Below are 18550 nucleotides of genomic sequence, written 5' to 3'. Positions count from 1 at the left end.
ATGCCAGAAAAAGACATAGTGTTTTTAAATGGAGAATTTCTACATAAAAATGAAGCTAAAATAAGTGTATTTGATAGAGGATTTATCTTTGGGGATGCTATTTATGAAGTAGCTCCTATCATCGACGGTGTTTTAGTTGATATGAATGAGTTTTTGCAAAGACTTAAAAGAAATTTAAAGAGTATTTGCATAGATTTGCCCTATACACAAGATGAGTTGATAGCTTTTTTGAAAGAATTGATAAGTAAAAATAAGCTAAAAGAAGGTGGTCTTTATATGCAAGTAAGCAGAGGTGTTACTAGTAGAGATTTTGCTTTTACAAAAGATATTAAAGCAACTGTTATGGCTTTTGTTTATGAAGCTATGATAGAAAAAAATCCACTTGCTACAAGCGGTGTAAATATAATCTTTGTCCCTGAACTTCGTTGGAAAAGAAGAGATATAAAAAGCACATCACTTCTAGCACAGTGTTATGCAAAGGAAATGGTAAAAAAAGCTAAAGCTTATGAAGGTTTTTTTGTGGAAAATTCTTATATAACCGAAGGTATAAGCTCTTCTGCGTTTATCATAAAAAACAAAACACTTATAAGCAAACCCTTATCTAATGAAATTTTACTAGCCATAAGACGAGGAAAAATTTTAAGATATGCTAAGGAATTCGGGCTTAAAGTGCAAGAAAGAGCATTTACAGTGAAAGAGGTTTATGAAGCTGATGAAGTTTTTATATCAGCTGCTACTTTACCAATATTAGCGGTTGTAAAGGTAGAAGATAAGCTGATAAATAATGGAATAGTCGGGGAATTTAGCAAAAAACTTAGAGAAAGATATATAAAAGGTATGAAAGAGGAAGCTAGTATAAATAAAACCCTTTAAAAAGTTTTTATGTAATCATAAGCCACCTTTGTAGTCGTTGCAGCCACTACAACCACAAATAGTAATTTTATAAAATTTGCATTTGTTTTTAAGACAAGTCTTGCTCCTAAAAAAGCTCCTATTATCTGACCTAATCCCATTGAAATGCCTACCAACCAAAGCACGTCATAATGCCATAAAAAAACACCCAAAGATACTATATTGCTTGAAAAATTTAAAATTTTAGTATTTATACTTGCGTTTTTCATATCATAACCAAGCAACAATACACAGGCAAAAATCAAAAAAGAACCAGTCCCAGGACCTAAAAATCCATCGTAAAATCCTATACTAGTTCCGCACAGTATATGAAAAATTTTAATATTCTTTATTTTTGCTTCACTTTTATGTTTTCCTAAATTTGGTTTTAAAATAGTGTATAAAAAAGTAAGGGTAAGAAAAAATAATATTATAAGCCTTAAATGCTTATCATTTATAAGCAAAACGGTATAAGCACCAAAACCTGCACCAAGACCTGTAAAAAACACTCCCCAAGCCAAATGCTCCATAGTTCTTGATTTAAAATACGTAGCACTTGCTGTAAAACTTCCAAAAACACTTTGAAGTTTATTAGTTGCTAAAGCTAGATGAGCTGGAACGCCACTTGCAATTAAAGCAGGTAGGGTTATGAGACCTCCGCCTCCTACTATTGAATCTATAAAAGCAGCTAGTATAGCTATAAAAAATAATATAAAATAATAAATGCTATCGAGTTCAAAATTTGCTATATCCATAAAATAAACCTTGAAAAATATTATTATAACTTAATTTTTTCAAGGTTTTAGCAAATTTTTATACTCTTTACTTTGACCTAATCTATAAAGTGCAAAATCATATTTAATAGGGTCATTAAGATCAAATTCTCTTAACTTAGCACTTAGTTCCAAAACGGCTTTAAAGTCATAAATTTTTCTTTGCATAAGTTTAAAAGCAAGGGCTACTTTATGCGTGTGAGTATCAAGCGGTATTAAAAGATCTTTTTTATCGATTCTTGTAAAAAGCCCAAGATCAAGCTCGTCTTTTCTGACCATCCAACGCAAATACATATTATATCTTTTTAGCGGGGATTTTGGCTCTTTATCAAATTTTTTACCAAAGAAAAAATCATAACCAAAACTGCTATAAGAATTTATTTTATAAATTTTATCTATCAAATTTTTAAGGGCAAAAACTATGCCGCCTTTTTCGTATGCTGTGCTTAATAAATTTTCTAAACTATCTTCTTGTTTTAATCTTCTAAGTGTTATGAAAATTTCAATCACATCTTTTTCGCTTTGAAAGCGGTATTTAAATGATTTTAGCTCTTTTTCTATTACATTTTCACTTAAATTTAAAATAGAAAAATTTAAAGAAGATAAAAATTTAACTATAAGTTTTGCATTTCCATAAGCAAACAAAGCACATAACAAAGATATAAATTCATCTTTATATATACTAGCAACTTGCAAGGGGTCAGCATGCTCAAACAAAGCATTTTGAGTATTTTTTTTTATAGCTAATTCATCTAATTTTTGCTTTGTAAGCATTACTGTTTAAGCCCCAATAAAGTATCAAGCATTTGATCTACTGTTGTAACAACCTTAGAAGCTGCTCCGTAAGAAGTTTGATACTGTATCAATTTAGCTAATTCTTCATTTGTATTTACACCATTTAAAGACTGAAATTCTTCATATGAAGAATTGTAAAGCGTGGTATTAGTATCGTGAGTGTTGTTGTTAGCCTCACCATCAGCTCCTATTTTTCCTGTAAAAAGTCTATAATACCCATCTATTGACTTTTTATCTACAGTGCCATCGGCATTGTAAAAATTTATCTCCTCATATTGAAGTTGAACTATGGCATTTGCTATTTCATTATCGCCATCGCTACCATTTTTACTACCTCTTAAAAGACTAGGATCTTTTATATATTCCCCTTTTACAGCTATGTTATTCGCATTTGTGCCTGTAAATAAGCCTCCTATATTAAAAGCACCCGGAAAATTAGTGCCATTATCCTCTATAGCTATTTTAAAGCCCGGATTTACTAAATTTATTTGAAACTGTCCTTGATTCGTCCTTCCATCATAGGAAAACATAGCACTAACATGATCGTCTAAGTCGTTTTGATTGTTTAAGTCATTATTGTCATCTGTGTTTGATGAAATTTGATTTATAATGTCTTGCATAGTGGTATTTACATCTATAGTTATAGTTTTTCTAGTAGCTTCTACGCCTTTTTCATCATATACAACTATATCAAAACTTCCTATTTGGATATTTCTATCATAATTCATAAGAACTGTATCATTTTGCAAATGAGAAAAATGATCAGAGCTTAAAGAAGGTTTTGCTGACTGTGCATAAACATTGTTTGTATAAGTCATAAAGGTTTTTGCAAAAGTATTTAACATATCCTTATAATCTTGTATGAGACCATTGCTCCAAGTTTGTGTTTTCTCATCATATTTTCTACCTCTTAAATCAAGCTGTGCACCTAATTTTCCACCTGTTATCTTTTCTGTTAAATCTATTATTTTTTCATCTATGCCTTGATATACGACTTTATGGCTGTTTGTAACCTCATCAGTTATTAACTGCAAAGGGTGAAATTCAGTGCCATCAACTAAAAGAAGCCCTTGTATAGACATTACATAATGAGTTCCACCGTCTGTCATAGTGCTTTCTAGCATACTGTTTTGCTCGATAATTTCTTTTGAAGTAATCTCACCAACCAATTTAGATAATGTAAGTTCAAGCTCATCTCTTTTGTCTCTTAAAGCGTTAGCATGGTCTGTAACCAAAATTTCTTGCCTTGCTATTTCTTTATTTATGTTAGCTATTTCCTTACCTATTCTATTTATCTCATCAACAGTCATAACTATATCTTCATTTATAGACTGCTCCATCTTAACAATATCAGCATATGCTTTGTTCATATGTTCTGTTAAAGTTTGAGTAACTGTTATCAAATTTTCTTTCAAAGCACCATCATTTGGCGAAGTTGCAAATGAATTCCACGCTGCATTATAAGCTTCTAAATCTGCTAATATACCGTCAGTTTGTATATCTGGAAATCTTTTTGCTATCTCCTCTAGTTTTGTTTTCATATAATTTGTATATTCAAGTTTTGTGCTAGAGTCTTTTAATTTAGCATAAGAATATTCATCGTGTAATCTTACTATGGTATCTATCCTAGTTCCCATACCAAGTTCTATACCGCCGTATCCATTGTAATAACCAGCATTTGTTTGAACTGCCCTTTGTCTTGTATAGAAAGTGCTGTTTGCGTTTGTTATGTTGTTGCCTGTAGTTGAAATTTGAATTTCTGAAGCTTTAAGACCTGATACGCCTTGATATAATGTAGCAAATATGCCCATAACCTTACCCTTTAAACATTTATCTTAAAAAGAGAGTCTATCTCTGTATTTTTTTTACTATAAGCATTATCTGTTCCACTTTGTCCATCAAACATATTATTTAACAAACCGTCAAAAAAACCTTTCACAACAACCACTAATTTTGCGTATTCTTTATTAAATTTATGAAGTTCTTTTAATCTCTTTTTAAACTCGCCAAGCTTTTCCTTATCCTCATCATCAAGCAAAGCAGCAAGATCCTTGCTACCGCCTTCACTTAATTCTATTAAAGCATCATCTAGCTTTTTTTTAACCAACTGAAATTCTTTAATAAGGTTATTTTTATTTTCTACGCTTTGTGCGACTGTATCGTGTTTGGCTTGTTTTATATTTTCTATATCTTCTTTTGTGAGTTCTATAAGTTTATCTAAGAGTAAATTACTCTCATCAAGGTATTTTTTAATCATTTTTTCTCCTTTCAAAGATACTCAAAAGGAGAAAAAGACTTTTTAAAGAAAATCGTCTGCAATAGCTTTTGAAGTAGCACCCATATCTAGCTTATATTCGCCATTTTTGATTTGTTGTGCTATCTTTGAAAGCCTATCATTCTCCACTCTTTGAGTTCCTTCTGTTCTGACTTCCTTACTGACTTGGTTTGAGTTGCTAATGTTAGCACTAGCCACAAATCCTTGTTTAACTGCATTAATCATATTTAGCTCCTAAGAAATAAACTTACCTACAAGCTATATCGACCAAACAGAAAAAAACTTAAGACCTTTCTTTTAAAAAATTAAATAATAATTCAGAAAAGCCCATTCCACCACTTAAAGCCTTACTCATAGCATCATTATACATAGATGAATAAATTTCATCACTAGCCTTATCCTTTTCAAAAATAGAAACCTTATCTTGCAAAGATACATCAAGCACGGTTTTTATCATAAAAGCTTCAAAAGCATCGGTTTGCTCTTTTAAAGCTTCATCGAATTTCTTCTCTTCTTCCTTGCTTTTTGCATCATCTGCTTCTTTTACCTTGTTTAACAAATTTGTATTTAGCTGAGAATTATATCTAGCTAAGAAATTATCTACCATCATCATATCACCTCTAATTCAGCACTTATAGCACCAGCTCTTTTTAAATTTTGCATTATAGCTATTATATCAGTAGGGCTTGCTCCAAGCCTATTTAGCATTCTAGCTACATTTGCAACAGTTGTTTTTTGCGAATTTATTCTAATTGTATTTGAACTAGGATCTATTATACCACCATCTTTCATATCTACTTCATTTTGAGCTAAAGCAGCATTTGAATTTGCTTCTATTTTTATAGTTATATCTTTGTGTGTGATTAATATAGGTTCTACTTCTATATTAACTCCAGCTACTATAGTGCCTGTTCTTTCATCTATAACCACCTTGCTTTCTGGTGTAAAATCAACCTCTTGCTCCAAAACTCTAGCCATAAATTCAACAGCAGAAAATTCATCAGGTTTGTTAAGTTTTATAGTCCTTGAATCTAAAGCTTGGGCTACTTCATTATCAAAAGAAAAATTCAAAGCTTGTTGTATATCATTTGCTGTTTTAAAAGACGCCTCTTTTAAACTCAAAGTTAAATTTCCACTATCTGCAAAATTATAAGGTATTTCTCTTTCCACACTAGCTCCACCTATGATATTTGCACTAGTTGAGTGATTGCCACCTCTACCGCCAACTCCGCCTGTTATGCCTCCTACAGAAACAACGCCTTGTGCTATAGCATAAATTTCACCATCTATACCTCTTAAAGCTGTAAGTAAAAGTGTTCCGCCTTGTAAAGATTTTGCATCACCCATAGATGAAACAGTTATATCTATTTTATCACCACTCTTTGCAAAAGCTGGTAAATTTGCTGTAACCATAACAGCTGCTGTGTTTTTGGATTTTATATCATCTGGATTTACTTTTATATTCATACCTTGAAGCAGGTTGGATATAGATTGTATTGTAAATTCACTATTTGTTCCATCTCCACTACCATTAAGCCCCACAACCAAACCATAACCGATTAACTGATTGTCTCTAACACCAACAGTATTGGCAAGATCTTTAACTTGAACCGCATAAATGCTTGTAAAAGCAAGCATAAAAAGTAAAAAAACCCTCATAATAAATCCTTCAATCATAAAAATTTCAAAAACTAAAGCAAAATACGTTCCAAAGTTTTTTAAAAAAATAAATGTGTAAAAGAACATTTTTTGATATAATTATAATAATAATTCTAAAATCAAAAAAGGAATCCAAATAGAACCTCTCCTATCCATAATATTAGTTCTAGCTATAGCTGTAGTATCGTGCTTACTGTTATATAAACTTAAAATTCCAACAATAATAGGATATATACTAACTGGTGTTTGCACTGCTTATTTTTTTGAAATTCCACTAAATGATATGGGGGATTTAAATCATATAGCAGAGCTTGGGATAGTATTTCTTATGTTTACAATAGGACTTGAATTTTCGTTTAAAACTATGGCATCTATGAGGCAAGAAGTCTTACTTTTTGGTGGTTTGCAAATAATACTTACAATCCTTGCTTTTTTTATAGTTTGTCATTATATTTTTGGCTTTAACGCATCAACCTCAATAATAATATCAAGCGCAATAAGCCTTTCATCAACAGCTATAGTTTTAAAATATCTAAATGAAAACAATCTTAGCAAAACCCTTTATGGAAAAGCAACAGTTGGAATTTTAATCTTTCAAGATCTAGCTGTAATACCTATATTACTTATGATAAAGCTTTTAAGCGACAAAGGCTCAAGCGTATCTTATTTACTTTTAACAACATTTATTTCAGCATTAATAGTGCTGGTTTTGCTACTTTTACCGGGTAAATTTTTAGCCAAAATTATACTTAGATCTTCTGCAAATATGAAAACAGATGAAATCTTTGTGGGAACAGTATTTTTGATAGTATTAGGAGCCGCTTATTTAAGTCATTATTTTGGTTTTTCTTTATCTCTTGGAGCGTTTTTAGCGGGTATGATTATATCAAACACCCCTTATAAATATCAAGTTGAAAACGTCCTTATATATTTTAAAGATTTGCTTTTAGGCGTGTTTTTTATAACTATTGGTATGCAAGTTGATATAGTATTTTTGGCAAAATATTTTGTTTTAATAATAATCTTCGTAATTTTAATGATGTTAGCCAAAGCTTTTGTAATATACGGTTTGCTAAAATTTTTTATGGGCAATAAAATAAGCATGCAAACTGCATTAAGTTTATCTCAAATAGGCGAATTCTCTTTTGCTGTGTTTTTACTTGCTTCACAAAATAAAATTTTAAATTTAAGTCTTGATGGAGGTGTTTTATATCTATTTGGACAAGAATTTTTTGAATCAATAAAACCGGAACAAATTTATCAGTTTTTAACCATAATGGTTATTTTTTCAATGATAGCTACACCTTTTATATTAGAAAAACTAGAATCATGCACAAATTTAGCCTTAAAATACCTAAGCTTCAAAAAATATACGGCAAGAATAAATGAAACAGAGCTTAAAAACGTTGAAAACGAACACAAAATAATCATCTGTGGCTACGGTATATTAGGACAAAATATTTGCACTTATCTTAAAGCTTGCGATGTAGATTACGTCTGCATAGATAATAAATATGAAAAAGTAGAAAAAGGCGTAAAAAAAGGAGATAATGTTATATATGGAGATGTAACCCATAAAACTTTATTTAAGAATTTAAATGTATCAGACTGTATAGCTGTAGTAATGGCTCTAAGAGAACCAGAAACAACATTTAAAGCCATAAAAGATATACTATCCATAAATCATCATATAAAAATCATTGTTTCAACAAAATTTGATCAGCTTGAAAGCGAATTAAAAAATATGGGTATTTACTCTGTGATACACGAAAGAAGAGAATTGGCTCAAACTATTGGTAAAATAATACTACAAGCAATAGAAGAATATAAAGAAGAACACCCAAAAGTTAAAATAGAAAACCAAAGCAATAATTAAAATTAAATATAATCTACACAAAAACTAAAGTAATAATATATTTTGCCGATATAGCAAACATAGATTGAAAGGTGTTATTTTTTTTAAAAAGGTTTTTAAATGGCAATAACACAAGATAATTTTGCAGATGCACAAATTGAACAATATGTCTCTCAAGAGGATTTGGTTAAAGTAAAAAGTGAGCTTATAACCTGCCCTGATATAAACAGCAATTTATGCGGACACATATATGAGTTAAGCAAAAACCACGCTAAATCAATATTCATAAGCTCTAATGAAATGGTAGTAGATGATCAAGGTTTAGTGCATAGTGCTTTCATTTTTTCTGCGGCAAATTACGTGGCTTTAGCGGCTATAAATAGAGAATTTTCTGTGCTTATATCATCAAAAACTTATTTTTACTCTACTTTGAAATTAGGAGATGTTTTGTATTTAGAAGCACAAGCTATGTTTGATGAAAATTCAAGAAAAAGAGAAGTCAGAGTTTTAGGATTTGTGAAAGAAATAAAAATATTTGAAGCTACAATGCAAGTTGTAATCACAGATACTCATATATTCAAAATGGAAAGACCTCAAAACAAGAAACAAGGTAAAGAAGAAAAAGAAGACAGTGAAAAAGATGAGGCAAGCGCTAAAATTCCAGGCTCTGATGTAGATGCCATGGCACAAGTAGCTAGTATAGTCGGTGCTAAGGCTTAGGGTTTAAAATAAGGTATATCTATCCAATTTTTGGGACATTTTTCCCTATATGTCCCACTTGCATCGTAATAATACGAACAATCATCGTAAAAACGATTTGATATACCTCTTTCATTTATGTAACAAGCATTAAAAAAAAGTAATGCAAAAAAAATCAAAATGCTAGCTATTTTCACCAAATCACCTATTCATTTTTCGCCATTCATATGGCTCTATTGGATTTTTATCAGCCCACAAGCCGAGTTTTTGTTCCCTTGCTAATCTCATATCCATAGCATATATATCGCTATAATAAGTATATGCCCAAGCATATCCATTTGCAACCATTTTTTTGTTTATGTCTTCATCGTCTAATTTTATTATAGCAACTATCCTTGAATACTTGTCTTTATCCTTTTGTATAGCTGTTACTGTTTTTGAAGCTATCATAGAAGCTAAAAATTCTCTAGATTTTTTACCATACGCTTGTTTGCTTTCCGGTGCGTCCATACCAAAAAACCTTACCCTATAATTTTTGTTATTTTTATCTAAAATTTCTATGGTATCTCCATCTATGACTTTAACGACCTTGCCAACTATTACTTTTTCATCGGAAAATGAGTTAAAAAATATAGCTATAATAACAAATATTAAGAGTAATAAAAGCCTAGACGGGCTACTAGCGATTCTTCTTAAATTCATCATATTGCTTAATCTCATAAAACCTCTTTGACTTTACTCTTATAATTATATTAAAATTAGTAAATAATTTATTAAAGAATCTTTATATTTTTTGGATTTGAAATGTTAAAGCTTTTTTTACTACTCATTTTATTCTTTTTTATAGCCTGTGATAAGGTGGAAAAAAAAGACAATAAAGACAGTGATATAAAAATAATAAAATCAGAAAGCCTAAAATACAAAGAGTTAAAATTTTCAAATGAAAAACTTGAGCTTACATTAAGGCATAGATGTGATTTTTTACCAAAAAAAGATAGAAATTTATACTGTATAGATGCTTTTTTGACTGTGGAAGAGAAAGAAAATTTATATAGTTTTTTAAGTGATAATAGCTATATGGTGCAAAAAGCTTTAATTTCTAAAAACGATTCTTTAATAATTTTTAACTTCACAAACACATTTTACAATTATGAATTAAGTATAAACAAAGATAATACTAATATTAAAATTTTTGAATTAAATAGCAAAACAGTGAAATTTGATGAAAATTTTACAAAAAAACAAGAAAAACAAATAGATTTTGATGAAAATTTGCAAAATTTTAAAGAAAATGAATCAGAAGATATTTATATAGCTTATGATTCATTTTCTTTTAATAAGAATTTAAAATTAGAAGAAAAGCTTTTTAATACCACAGATTCAAAGCTTAAAGGATTATTTGAAAAGAATCAAAAATGGGAGCTTTGGAGAAAAAATGCAAATACAAACAACTTTTTATACAATCTAGCAAATTCTACATACTATATAAAAGATGAAAATAATAGCATAAGTGATGAATTTAGCATATCTTTACAAAAAAAAGATAACTCTTTTTACATATCAGCAAATAGCCCAAAAAGATATAAAAACGCCCTTATACAAGATTTTACAGTGTATAAAGATTTTTTCGTATTCAAGCTTGATGAACGTAGTTTTATACTGGCAAAAATAGATGAAAAATTTGTTAGTTTTTACAAAACAAAGCCTACAAATAAAGGTTTAAAGCTAGAAAAAATTTCCATAAATAATAAAAATTTTTTTTCTAAGGATACAAATTCTTATGAAGTTATTTTAAGCGATGAGGGTTGTGAATTTTGCGATGAATACAAAGAAATTTTACAAAACGAAGACAATCCTAATCTAACTTTGTTCTAAACGATATAGCCTTATGCAAAGAGATCAAATCCACATTTTCAAGGCTAACACCGCTTGGAATTCCTTGTGCTATCTTGCTAAAGCTTAAATTTAAATCCCTAAGTCTTTCTTCTATGAAAAAGTAAGATGCATCTGATAGTGTAGAATGCGTGAGTGCAAAAATAAGCTCCTTTGTATCATTAGCACTTATCATATCTCTTAATTTTAAAATTTTTTCTTCATTAAGTTCATCTAGCACAAAATACAGCCCCTTAAAACTAGAGCTTTCTTCTATCAAAACTACATCCTTAGCACTTTCAACAAGACAAAGCAAGTTTTTATCTCTATTTTCACTAGCACAAAATTCGCAAAGCTCGTTTTGACTAAGATTTCCACATCTCACACAAGGCTTTACAAAACGCACCAATTCCTCTATACTGTGTGCTAATTTCAAGCTTAAACTATGTTCTTTACTTAAAAAGTAAGCAAGTCTTATAGCAGACTTTTTGCCTATGCTTGGTAAAGACTGCAAATTTTTTACCACTTCATTAAGTTTTTCATCAAGCATTTTAAGCCTTTGTTATCTTAAAGCAATGATATGAATTTTCATATTCGTATGAAAGTTTTAAATCGCAAAACAAGCAAACTTGCTCTACTATATAAAGTCCCAAACCAAATCCTTTTTTATCGTTATCTTCTCCGCTTATGAAAGCTTTAGTGTAGTCGCTCATCTTTTTTTTCAAAGGTTTTGCCTTGTTTTTTACAGTTATACAAGAGTTAAAACACTCTAATATACAGCTTTTGTCATCTGAATACTTCAAAGCATTATCAATCAAATTCTTTAAAACTAAAGATATCATCTCTAAATCAAGCAAAAATTTTTGCTTTTCATCAAAGCTCACTTTTACCTTATTATCAAAATCATCTAACATAAGCAAATCTTTTGTGGAAGTTAAAATTTCAGCGAAACTGTATCTTTGTATATCTAGTTTGTAATTTTTTGAAAATAAATTTTCTATCCTAGCCGATTCATCTACTAGCAAATTTAATCTTTTAAAAATATTCATAAATCTTGTTTTTTGCTTCTCATCGTTAAGCATTGAACTTGCTATCATTCCTTTTCCAATGGGAGTTTTTAGCTCGTGCATAATGGCTCTTAGGAAAAACTGTCTTGATTGCAAAAGCTCATTATTTTTATCCAAAATATGAAAAAACTCGATAGCTATCCTGCCTATCTCATCATCTTCATACTTATAAGCTGGAAAATGCTTTCCGTGTATGATTTGCTCAACTTGATTAGAAAGGATAGTAAGAGGATTTAGATATTTAACTATGGCAAAATAAAGCAAGATGAAAAAAAACATAGAAAGCACAAAACCAAAGGCTATAAACTCAAGGCTTATATAAGCCCTATTTATGTAAAACAAAGAATCATAATCATCGTGTTTTAGCCATAAATAAAGCTTATCCTTATATGCTATAAAATAAAATTCTCCCAAACTGTTGATAGTAGAGTAGTAAAGCTCTCCATTTTTTTTTAATACTTCTAAAAAATTCTTATCTTTAACAAGCTTAAAGCCGCTATTTTGTATATATGTGCTTATATTATAATTGCCATTCATTTGATAATTTGTCATAAAACTATCCAAAAGCCTTTTTTGATGTTCCTTTAACTCATCGTTGTTTTTTACTATTTCAGCATACAAAGAAAGTATAAAAAACATACATATTAAAGCAAAGGTAAAAGAAAAGGCTAAAGTTATCTTTTTTTTAGTTGAACTTTGTTGTTTCATCCTATAAGTTTGTAACCTATACCCCTAACGGAAAATATATGCTTTGGCTCTTTTGAATTATCTTTAATCTTGGTTCTAAGTCTGCCAATAAGCACATCAAGACTTTTAGAATCTTTATTTTTAAGAGAAGGGGAATTATTTATTAACTGTTGCCTTGAAACAGCAAAACCGTGCTGACTTATCAAAAAGCTTAGTATTTCGTATTCTGCTGGAGTTAGCTTTAAGCTTTGTTGATTATAATAAATTTCGTGCCTTTTAGAATTTACCTCAAAACAAGAACCAAAAGAGCTTGATACATTGTTTTTATTTTTGTTCGTTCTTCTAAGCAAAGACATTATCCTAGCATACATCTCTTTAGGGTCGTAAGGCTTTGGCAAATAATCATCTGCTCCGATTTGAAGCCCTATGACCTTATCATTTATATCCGATCTAGCAGATGATATTATTATTGGAATTTCACTTTTTTTTCTAACCTTTCTGCAAAGATCAAGTCCATCTATATCAGGAAGTGTTAAATCAAGTATTAGTATGTCAAAGGAATCTATATCGCTTCTTAATGCTAGATAAGGATCCTCATAGTTTGTTATTTTTATATTAAACTGTGCTAAATATTCGCTTAGCAAAGAAGCAAATTCACTATCATCCTCTATCATCATAACATCTGTCATACAAAAAAAATCCTTTCGCATTTTTAAGACATTATAGCAAAAATAAACAAATTTTGCTATAATGACAGTTTGTTTTTAAACGAGGAAAGAAAAGTGGAAATTGATTACTACGAGCTTTTAGAAATAACAAAAACCGCAGACAAAGAAAGCATAAAAAAAGCGTATAGAAAACTAGCTTTAAAATATCACCCAGATAGAAATCAAGGCGACAAAGAAGCAGAAGCAAAATTTAAGCTTATAAATGAGGCTTATGAAATTCTAAGCGATGATGAAAAAAGAGCACTTTATGATAGATACGGACGAGAAGGACTGAAAAATGGCTTAGGTGGCAGAGGCTTTTCATTTGAAGATATAGATATAGAGGGCATATTTTCAGACTTTTTTGGCTTTGGTAGAAGATCTAGACAAAGTGAAAATGAAAAATTTAGTCCAAATTTAAGCATACCTCTTGTTATATCTTTTAAAGAAGCTGTATTTGGAAGCAAAAAGACAGTTGATTATATGTATAAATGTTTTTGCAAAACTTGTAATGGCACAGGCTCAAAAGATGGGCAAACTAGCACTTGCGGGGTTTGCAAGGGAAAAGGGCAAGTTGGAGTAAGCAGAGGTTTTATGACCTTTGTGCAAACTTGTAGCGAGTGTAGAGGCAGTGGCAAGGTAGTAAAAGAAAAGTGCAAAGATTGTAGTGGAGAAGGCTTTACAAATAAAAGAGAAAGCATAGAGCTTGACATACCAGAAGGCATTGATGACGGTATGAATTTAAGGGTAAATGATAAAGGAAATCTAACAAAAGACAAAAGAGGCTTTTTAACCGTTAAAATTTCCGTGCAAGACGATGATACCTTTATAAGAGACGGTATGGATATATATCTAAAATTTCCTGTCTTTTTCACTCAAGCTGCTCTAGGTGCTAAGGTAAAAATTCCTACCATTAGAGGACAAGCCTTTTTAGAACTTCCTGTTGGAGCTAAGGAAGGCGATCATTTTGTTTTAGAAAATGAAGGCGTAAAAGATATACATAGTGATGATATAGGCAGACAAATAGTGCAAATTAGCATATCCTTTCCAAAACACATAAATGACGAGCAAAAAGAGCTTTTACAAAAACTAAATCAAAGCTTTGGAGTTAGTGAAGACGGTCTTCACAAAGAACAAGAAGGTTTTTTTGATAAGATAGCCTCTTGGTTTAAGTAAGCAAAAATACTACAAAATAAAGCTAAATACTTACAAAGTGAAACATTTTAAACAAAAAAAATAAATGATTTTTTTATAATACGCTCAAAAATACGCTATAATAGCTTGTATTTTTTTATAAAGGAGATTTTTATGAAGGTATTAAAACTTTCTTTAGTTGCTGCACTTGCAGTTGGGTCGTTTTCTGCTCTTTCTGCAAAGCCTTTGGAAGAAGCTATTAAAAATGTTGATTTCACTGGTGAGTTAAGATACAGATTCCAAGACTCTCGCCAACAAGAAGTTGGTTTGCTTGAAAGGCAAAAATCATCTGCTAACGGTCAGCAAAACCATAAGATAAGGGTAAGACTGGGACTTAAAGCTGATGTAGGTGATGGCTTTAAAATCTTTGGTCAAGCAGAATATGCAAATGATACTGCTGCTGGTTATGCAAATGATGGTAGCAATAGCTACTCTCCAAGCCCAGGAACTCCTACAAATAGACCTTTTAATCTAAGACAAGCTTATTTGCAATATGATGTTTCTGATTATGGCTTTTCAACAGTCTTAGGTCGCCAACAACTAGGCACTATTTGGACTGATGACTTTGTTGGAACAGCTGCTAAATTCTTTTATAGCCCAACTGATGATTTCACAGTTGCTGCCTTTGCGGTAGATAGCTTTCAAGAAAATATAGGCGATAGCGATGCTGCTAGTTTTAACTTATATGTAGATTCAGCTACTGCTGCAACTTTAGATCAAAGATTATATAAATACAATATGTATGGTGCTGCTTTACTTGGTAAAAATATAGGTGGAAGCGGACTTGACTTTGGTATCTGGGGAGCTCACCTTGATAGAACAGCTACTTTTTATGCTGCTGATATAAATTACCTACTTGATATGGGCGAGGATCTAAACTGGAGACTAAGGGCTACATATATGGGTAATAAAATAAATGATACTGTTGTAAAAAATTTAGGTGTTGGTGATGGTCAGCTTATAAATGTGTATGGAACTCTTAACGCTTACGGTTTTGACGGAACACTTGGTGGTATTATGCTAGGTAAAAAAGATAAAATATCTTTAAATACTATAGAAGATAGAGGAAATGCTGGACTTGATGTAGTAGGTAGAGAAATTCTTTACTCTGCTGGTTCTTGGGCTGCTATGAGTAACGGTGTATCAACCTTTGGATATGCTTCTGTTGGTTATACCCTACCGTCTGATTTAAGAATAGGCTTAAGAGCTGTTTATGGTGGAACATCTGATACTTCTACAAACTCTTCTAATACAGCTTTAACAACAGGCTACTTAGGTGGTGGTGAAAAAATGGAAGGCGTTGTTGATATAGACTATAAATACAGCAAAAACCTTACCTTCTTTGGCTGGTATTCTATGCTAAAAGTTGATAACAAAGTATATCAAGACGATACTAGACAAACTATCCGCTTACAAGCTAGATACGCATTTTAATATTCTCTCCCATTTGGGAGAGATTTTCCTAAAGCAATATAAGCTTTGCTAAAAGCAAGAAAGAAAAAAATCCAAGTGCATCAGTTAAGGCAGTGAGTATGACACTTGAGCCAACAGCTGGATCATAACCTAACTTTTTCAAGGAAAGAGGCACAACAGAGCCTATAAAACCTGCTAAACTTAAATTTATAAGCATTGAAAGTGCTATAACCGCACCAAGAGCATACATATCAAACCATACATAAGCTATAATACTCATAATACAAGCAAAAACAAAACCATTAAATAAAGAAATTTTAAGCTCTCTTAGTATGATATGCTTAGCCTTAGCAAATTTTATCTCCCCTAAAGAAAGCCTCCTAACAGTTACCGTTAAGGCTTGTGAGCCTGTGTTTCCACCCATAGACGCAACTATTGGCATTAAAACAGCGAGTGCTACGAGAGCTTCTATTTCGCCTGAAAAAAATGATATGATATTAGCAGATATTAAGGAGGTTATCAAATTTATAAAGAGCCAAAAACCTCTTGCTTTGGTAGCTTTAAAAACAGTCTCTTCCTCAGCGTCATCATCAACACCCACTAAATTATAAATTTGCTCTGTGGCTTGTTCTTGTAGATAATCGTGTATATCATCATAAGTTATGCGTCCCATTAAATGCATATCCTTATCAACCACAGCTATCACACTTAAATCATAGCTTTTTACTAAATTTACCACCTTGTCTATATCGTCATTATCATAAACAAAATAATTTATAAGCTTTGTTTTTTTATCTTGCAAAAGTTCTTTAAATTTGACATCAAAATCCAAAAATAAAGCCTCTCCAAAAGGCAAACAATACTGCAAAACATTTTTTTCATCGGTTACAAAAAATTGTTGCACTTGCTCTATTTCGCCTTCATTCTTAAGTTTTTTATATCTTTGGACTGCAGAATTTAAGCTTTCCTCCAAAAAAGCTTGCAAATATTCAGTTTGCATATAAGCACCGGCTGAATTTTGTGCGTAAGATTTTAATAAGCTTATATCTTTTTTATGCTCTTGCTCTACACTATTTAATATAAGCTCGGCTTTTTTCTCGTCTATATTTTCTAAATTTTGTATTAAATCAGTAGCATCATCGCTTTCTAGCTCCTCAACAGCTCTAGCAACTGCTGAAGCACTAAAACAAGATAGCATATCATTTAGCATAAAATCAGGCATTAACACGGCAACATTTGCTAGGTTATTAACGCTTAAAGACTTAAGAGTTTGCATATAAAAATTTTCATCTTCTTCTTTTGCTAATCTTAAAGCATTTATAAGTTCGTCTGCATTGCACTCTTTTGTTGATGCTAAATTTAAAAGCTCTTTAGCTTTTATAAAATCATCATTCATTAAAGCTCCACATAAGGCTCAAAGGCTGGGACTTCTTTTGGTGGTATTATATTATTAGAATTTAAAAAGCTTTGCAATTTATTTTCATAATCTTTCATAATATTTTCAAATTCTTTTTTCTTATCACCTTTTAATTCTGATTTTGTGATTTTAACAACTGAAAGAGGATTTATAGCTTTGTTGTTTAAGTAAAGTCCAAAATGAAGGTGAGGACCCGTGCTAAGTCCCGTTGAGCCTACGTAAGCTATGGTTTGTCCCTGGCTTACCTTTTGTCCTTTTTTCACACGAGCAAATCTACTAAGATGTGCGTATAATGTGCTATATCCTTGACCGTGAGTAACTTGAACAGTCTTTCCATAGCCTCCTTTAGTCCCTACAAATGTTATAACTCCACTTCCAGCACTTCTAACAGGAGTTCCAGTAGGTGCGGCATAATCGACACCTAAATGGGCTCTGTATTTCTTAAGCACAGGGTGATACCTAGCCCTTGTAAAACGAGAACTTATCCTTGTAAATTTAACAGGAGTTGTAAGTAAAAAGGACTCTAGCTCTTTTCCTTTTTCATCAAAATAAGTATCATCGAAGAAAAAAACCTTTTTAGGCTTTTTGTTTATCTCAACTACAGCCATTTTTACATTTATATCGCCAAATCTTTGCCCTAGCCTTTCTTTTCTCTCATACAAAATGCTTACCCTATCGCCCTTTTGCATAGATTTAAAATCAACGCTACCCCTAAAAGCATTCCTCATAGCTCTAGCCAAAGGTGTGCTTCCGCTTATCCTTTCTACATCTTGATAGGCTGAATTTTCTATATTTATCGATAAAACTCTTTCTTCTAATTCATACGCAACTGGGGTAAAATTTAATGTGTATTTGTTTTCCAAGTCTTTGTAAATGTGAATTTGCAAGTCAGAACCGTTTATTGGTATTAAAATTTGTTCTATTGTGTTGTTTTCATTATCCCATAAAATTTGGTATTTTTCCCCCTCTTTTATTTCAGAAGCAAGCTCTCTATCTTGCGGGTCTAAATCCCAATACAAAGACAAAGGCAAGGAATTATGCTCTAAAAAACTTAAAAAGAATTCATTTTTAGCCCATTCTCTTTCTTCCACGACAGATAAAGCAAAAAGTGGTAAAGATAAGAATAATAACAAAATAATTTTTTTCATAAAAATAAAACTCTCCTAATTCAAATAAAACAGATTGCTATTGTACTTCAAAAATCTTACAAAAATGTAATAATTTTAGAATATAATTTTTATATTAA

At 31.1% G+C, this 18550-nt stretch carries 20 protein-coding genes; 6 read left to right on the top strand and 14 right to left on the bottom strand.

The genetic code is table 11. The features are described 5' to 3' along the window. Positions 1–873: an aminotransferase class IV gene (locus Q0J35_RS05770; RefSeq protein ID WP_297194021.1), complete on the top strand. Its 873-nt coding sequence runs from the start codon at positions 1–3 to the stop codon at positions 871–873. Here Q0J35_RS05770 and Q0J35_RS05765 read toward each other — a convergent pair. The 7 genes from Q0J35_RS05765 to Q0J35_RS05735 are packed head-to-tail and all read right to left on the bottom strand — an operon-like array spanning position 870 to position 6393. Further along, entirely contained in the window at positions 870–1646 is a 777-nt protein-coding gene (locus Q0J35_RS05765; RefSeq protein ID WP_297194019.1) for a TSUP family transporter, read from the bottom strand. The two genes, Q0J35_RS05770 and Q0J35_RS05765, sit on opposite strands and share 4 nt — an antisense overlap. Before the next feature lie 39 nt (positions 1647–1685). Further along, positions 1686–2438, bottom strand: coding sequence for a TIGR02757 family protein (locus Q0J35_RS05760; protein WP_297194017.1), 753 nt, complete (start codon positions 2436–2438; stop codon positions 1686–1688). Further along, the gene (gene flgK / locus Q0J35_RS05755; RefSeq protein WP_297194014.1) at positions 2438–4270 is read right to left on the bottom strand and encodes a flagellar hook-associated protein FlgK; all 1833 of its coding nucleotides are present in this window, start codon (positions 4268–4270) and stop codon (positions 2438–2440) included. The genes Q0J35_RS05760 and flgK overlap by 1 nt, the downstream gene beginning before the upstream one ends. Before the next feature lie 11 nt (positions 4271–4281). Beyond that, positions 4282–4716 carry a flagellar export chaperone FlgN gene (flgN, locus tag Q0J35_RS05750; protein ID WP_297194012.1) on the bottom strand — a complete coding sequence of 145 codons (435 nt, stop codon included), beginning with the start codon at positions 4714–4716 and terminating at the stop codon, positions 4282–4284. A gap of 42 nt (positions 4717–4758) precedes the next feature. Further along, positions 4759–4959 (bottom strand): flagellar biosynthesis anti-sigma factor FlgM, encoded by a 201-nt coding sequence (locus Q0J35_RS05745; RefSeq protein WP_297194010.1) that lies wholly within the window; start codon positions 4957–4959, stop codon positions 4759–4761. A gap of 58 nt (positions 4960–5017) precedes the next feature. After that, positions 5018–5344 carry a hypothetical protein gene (locus Q0J35_RS05740; protein WP_297194007.1) on the bottom strand — a complete coding sequence of 109 codons (327 nt, stop codon included), beginning with the start codon at positions 5342–5344 and terminating at the stop codon, positions 5018–5020. Next, positions 5344–6393: a flagellar basal body P-ring protein FlgI gene (locus Q0J35_RS05735; protein WP_297194004.1), complete on the bottom strand. Its 1050-nt coding sequence runs from the start codon at positions 6391–6393 to the stop codon at positions 5344–5346. Before Q0J35_RS05735 ends, Q0J35_RS05740 begins: the two co-directional genes overlap by 1 nt. A gap of 157 nt (positions 6394–6550) precedes the next feature. Between Q0J35_RS05735 and Q0J35_RS05730 the strand changes: the two genes are divergently transcribed. Together Q0J35_RS05730 and Q0J35_RS05725 are read left to right on the top strand one after the other, a co-directional pair. After that, positions 6551–8269, top strand: a complete 1719-nt coding sequence (locus tag Q0J35_RS05730) for a cation:proton antiporter (protein WP_297194066.1) — start codon at positions 6551–6553, stop codon at positions 8267–8269. Positions 8270–8368: 99 nt separating this feature from the next. Beyond that, on the top strand, positions 8369–8968 hold the full coding sequence (locus tag Q0J35_RS05725; RefSeq protein ID WP_363315707.1) for a hypothetical protein: 600 nt from the start codon (positions 8369–8371) through the stop codon (positions 8966–8968). On the opposite strand, the gene Q0J35_RS05720 is transcribed toward Q0J35_RS05725, so the two are convergent. Both Q0J35_RS05720 and Q0J35_RS05715 read right to left on the bottom strand, forming a co-directional pair. Then, positions 8965–9138, bottom strand: a complete 174-nt coding sequence (locus Q0J35_RS05720) for a hypothetical protein (RefSeq protein ID WP_297194064.1) — start codon at positions 9136–9138, stop codon at positions 8965–8967. The two genes, Q0J35_RS05725 and Q0J35_RS05720, sit on opposite strands and share 4 nt — an antisense overlap. A 10-nt stretch (positions 9139–9148) precedes the next feature. Continuing rightward, positions 9149–9667 (bottom strand): thermonuclease family protein, encoded by a 519-nt coding sequence (locus Q0J35_RS05715; RefSeq protein WP_297194002.1) that lies wholly within the window; start codon positions 9665–9667, stop codon positions 9149–9151. An 84-nt stretch (positions 9668–9751) separates the two neighbouring features. Here Q0J35_RS05715 and Q0J35_RS05710 point away from each other — a divergent pair, with 84 nt between their 5' ends. Continuing rightward, the gene (locus tag Q0J35_RS05710; protein ID WP_297193998.1) at positions 9752–10822 is read left to right on the top strand and encodes a hypothetical protein; all 1071 of its coding nucleotides are present in this window, start codon (positions 9752–9754) and stop codon (positions 10820–10822) included. Here the strand turns inward: Q0J35_RS05710 and Q0J35_RS05705 are convergent. From Q0J35_RS05705 to Q0J35_RS05695, 3 genes are read right to left on the bottom strand one after another with little or no spacing between them, the layout of a single operon-like run. Next, the gene (locus Q0J35_RS05705) at positions 10803–11369 is read right to left on the bottom strand and encodes a recombination protein RecR (protein WP_297193996.1); all 567 of its coding nucleotides are present in this window, start codon (positions 11367–11369) and stop codon (positions 10803–10805) included. The genes Q0J35_RS05710 and Q0J35_RS05705 overlap by 20 nt on opposite strands. A gap of 1 nt (position 11370) precedes the next feature. After that, entirely contained in the window at positions 11371–12594 is a 1224-nt protein-coding gene (locus Q0J35_RS05700) for an ArsS family sensor histidine kinase (protein ID WP_297193994.1), read from the bottom strand. Beyond that, on the bottom strand, positions 12591–13262 hold the full coding sequence (locus Q0J35_RS05695) for a response regulator transcription factor (RefSeq protein WP_297193991.1): 672 nt from the start codon (positions 13260–13262) through the stop codon (positions 12591–12593). Before Q0J35_RS05695 ends, Q0J35_RS05700 begins: the two co-directional genes overlap by 4 nt. Before the next feature lie 93 nt (positions 13263–13355). Between Q0J35_RS05695 and dnaJ the strand changes: the two genes are divergently transcribed. Next, complete coding sequence (gene dnaJ / locus Q0J35_RS05690; RefSeq protein ID WP_297193989.1) at positions 13356–14456, top strand: molecular chaperone DnaJ; 1101 nt, start codon at positions 13356–13358, stop codon at positions 14454–14456. A 132-nt stretch (positions 14457–14588) separates the two neighbouring features. Then, on the top strand, positions 14589–15908 hold the full coding sequence (locus Q0J35_RS05685; RefSeq protein WP_297193987.1) for a major outer membrane protein: 1320 nt from the start codon (positions 14589–14591) through the stop codon (positions 15906–15908). A gap of 28 nt (positions 15909–15936) precedes the next feature. On the opposite strand, the gene Q0J35_RS05680 is transcribed toward Q0J35_RS05685, so the two are convergent. Further along, positions 15937–17283, bottom strand: a complete 1347-nt coding sequence (locus tag Q0J35_RS05680; RefSeq protein ID WP_297193985.1) for a magnesium transporter — start codon at positions 17281–17283, stop codon at positions 15937–15939. Beyond that, a complete protein-coding gene (locus tag Q0J35_RS05675; RefSeq protein WP_297193983.1) occupies positions 17283–18452 on the bottom strand; it encodes a peptidoglycan DD-metalloendopeptidase family protein in 1170 nt (389 codons plus the stop codon). The genes Q0J35_RS05680 and Q0J35_RS05675 overlap by 1 nt, the downstream gene beginning before the upstream one ends. Positions 18453–18550: the final 98 nt, after the last annotated feature.

Source organism: uncultured Campylobacter sp., from assembly GCF_944323605.1.
Taxonomy (GTDB): Bacteria; Campylobacterota; Campylobacteria; order Campylobacterales; family Campylobacteraceae; genus Campylobacter_D.
Note: the sequence above shows the minus strand (reverse complement) of the source record. Positions and strands in the feature narration are given on the sequence as shown.

Excerpts from the sequence above, each read along its gene's own strand:
- Q0J35_RS05770 (WP_297194021.1), top strand. The coding sequence starts at position 1 with ATGCCAGAAAAAGACATAGTGTTTTTAAATGGAGAATTTCTACATAAA.
- Q0J35_RS05765 (WP_297194019.1), bottom strand. The coding sequence starts at position 1,646 with ATGGATATAGCAAATTTTGAACTCGATAGCATTTATTATTTTATATTA.
- Q0J35_RS05760 (WP_297194017.1), bottom strand. The coding sequence starts at position 2,438 with ATGCTTACAAAGCAAAAATTAGATGAATTAGCTATAAAAAAAAATACT.
- flgK (WP_297194014.1), bottom strand. The coding sequence starts at position 4,270 with ATGGGCATATTTGCTACATTATATCAAGGCGTATCAGGTCTTAAAGCT.
- flgN (WP_297194012.1), bottom strand. The coding sequence starts at position 4,716 with ATGATTAAAAAATACCTTGATGAGAGTAATTTACTCTTAGATAAACTT.
- Q0J35_RS05745 (WP_297194010.1), bottom strand. The coding sequence starts at position 4,959 with ATGATTAATGCAGTTAAACAAGGATTTGTGGCTAGTGCTAACATTAGC.
- Q0J35_RS05740 (WP_297194007.1), bottom strand. The coding sequence starts at position 5,344 with ATGATGGTAGATAATTTCTTAGCTAGATATAATTCTCAGCTAAATACA.
- Q0J35_RS05735 (WP_297194004.1), bottom strand. The coding sequence starts at position 6,393 with ATGAGGGTTTTTTTACTTTTTATGCTTGCTTTTACAAGCATTTATGCG.
- Q0J35_RS05725 (WP_363315707.1), top strand. The coding sequence starts at position 8,369 with ATGGCAATAACACAAGATAATTTTGCAGATGCACAAATTGAACAATAT.
- Q0J35_RS05715 (WP_297194002.1), bottom strand. The coding sequence starts at position 9,667 with ATGAGATTAAGCAATATGATGAATTTAAGAAGAATCGCTAGTAGCCCG.
- Q0J35_RS05710 (WP_297193998.1), top strand. The coding sequence starts at position 9,752 with ATGTTAAAGCTTTTTTTACTACTCATTTTATTCTTTTTTATAGCCTGT.
- Q0J35_RS05705 (WP_297193996.1), bottom strand. The coding sequence starts at position 11,369 with ATGCTTGATGAAAAACTTAATGAAGTGGTAAAAAATTTGCAGTCTTTA.
- Q0J35_RS05700 (WP_297193994.1), bottom strand. The coding sequence starts at position 12,594 with ATGAAACAACAAAGTTCAACTAAAAAAAAGATAACTTTAGCCTTTTCT.
- Q0J35_RS05695 (WP_297193991.1), bottom strand. The coding sequence starts at position 13,262 with ATGACAGATGTTATGATGATAGAGGATGATAGTGAATTTGCTTCTTTG.
- Q0J35_RS05685 (WP_297193987.1), top strand. The coding sequence starts at position 14,589 with ATGAAGGTATTAAAACTTTCTTTAGTTGCTGCACTTGCAGTTGGGTCG.
- Q0J35_RS05680 (WP_297193985.1), bottom strand. The coding sequence starts at position 17,283 with ATGAATGATGATTTTATAAAAGCTAAAGAGCTTTTAAATTTAGCATCA.
- Q0J35_RS05675 (WP_297193983.1), bottom strand. The coding sequence starts at position 18,452 with ATGAAAAAAATTATTTTGTTATTATTCTTATCTTTACCACTTTTTGCT.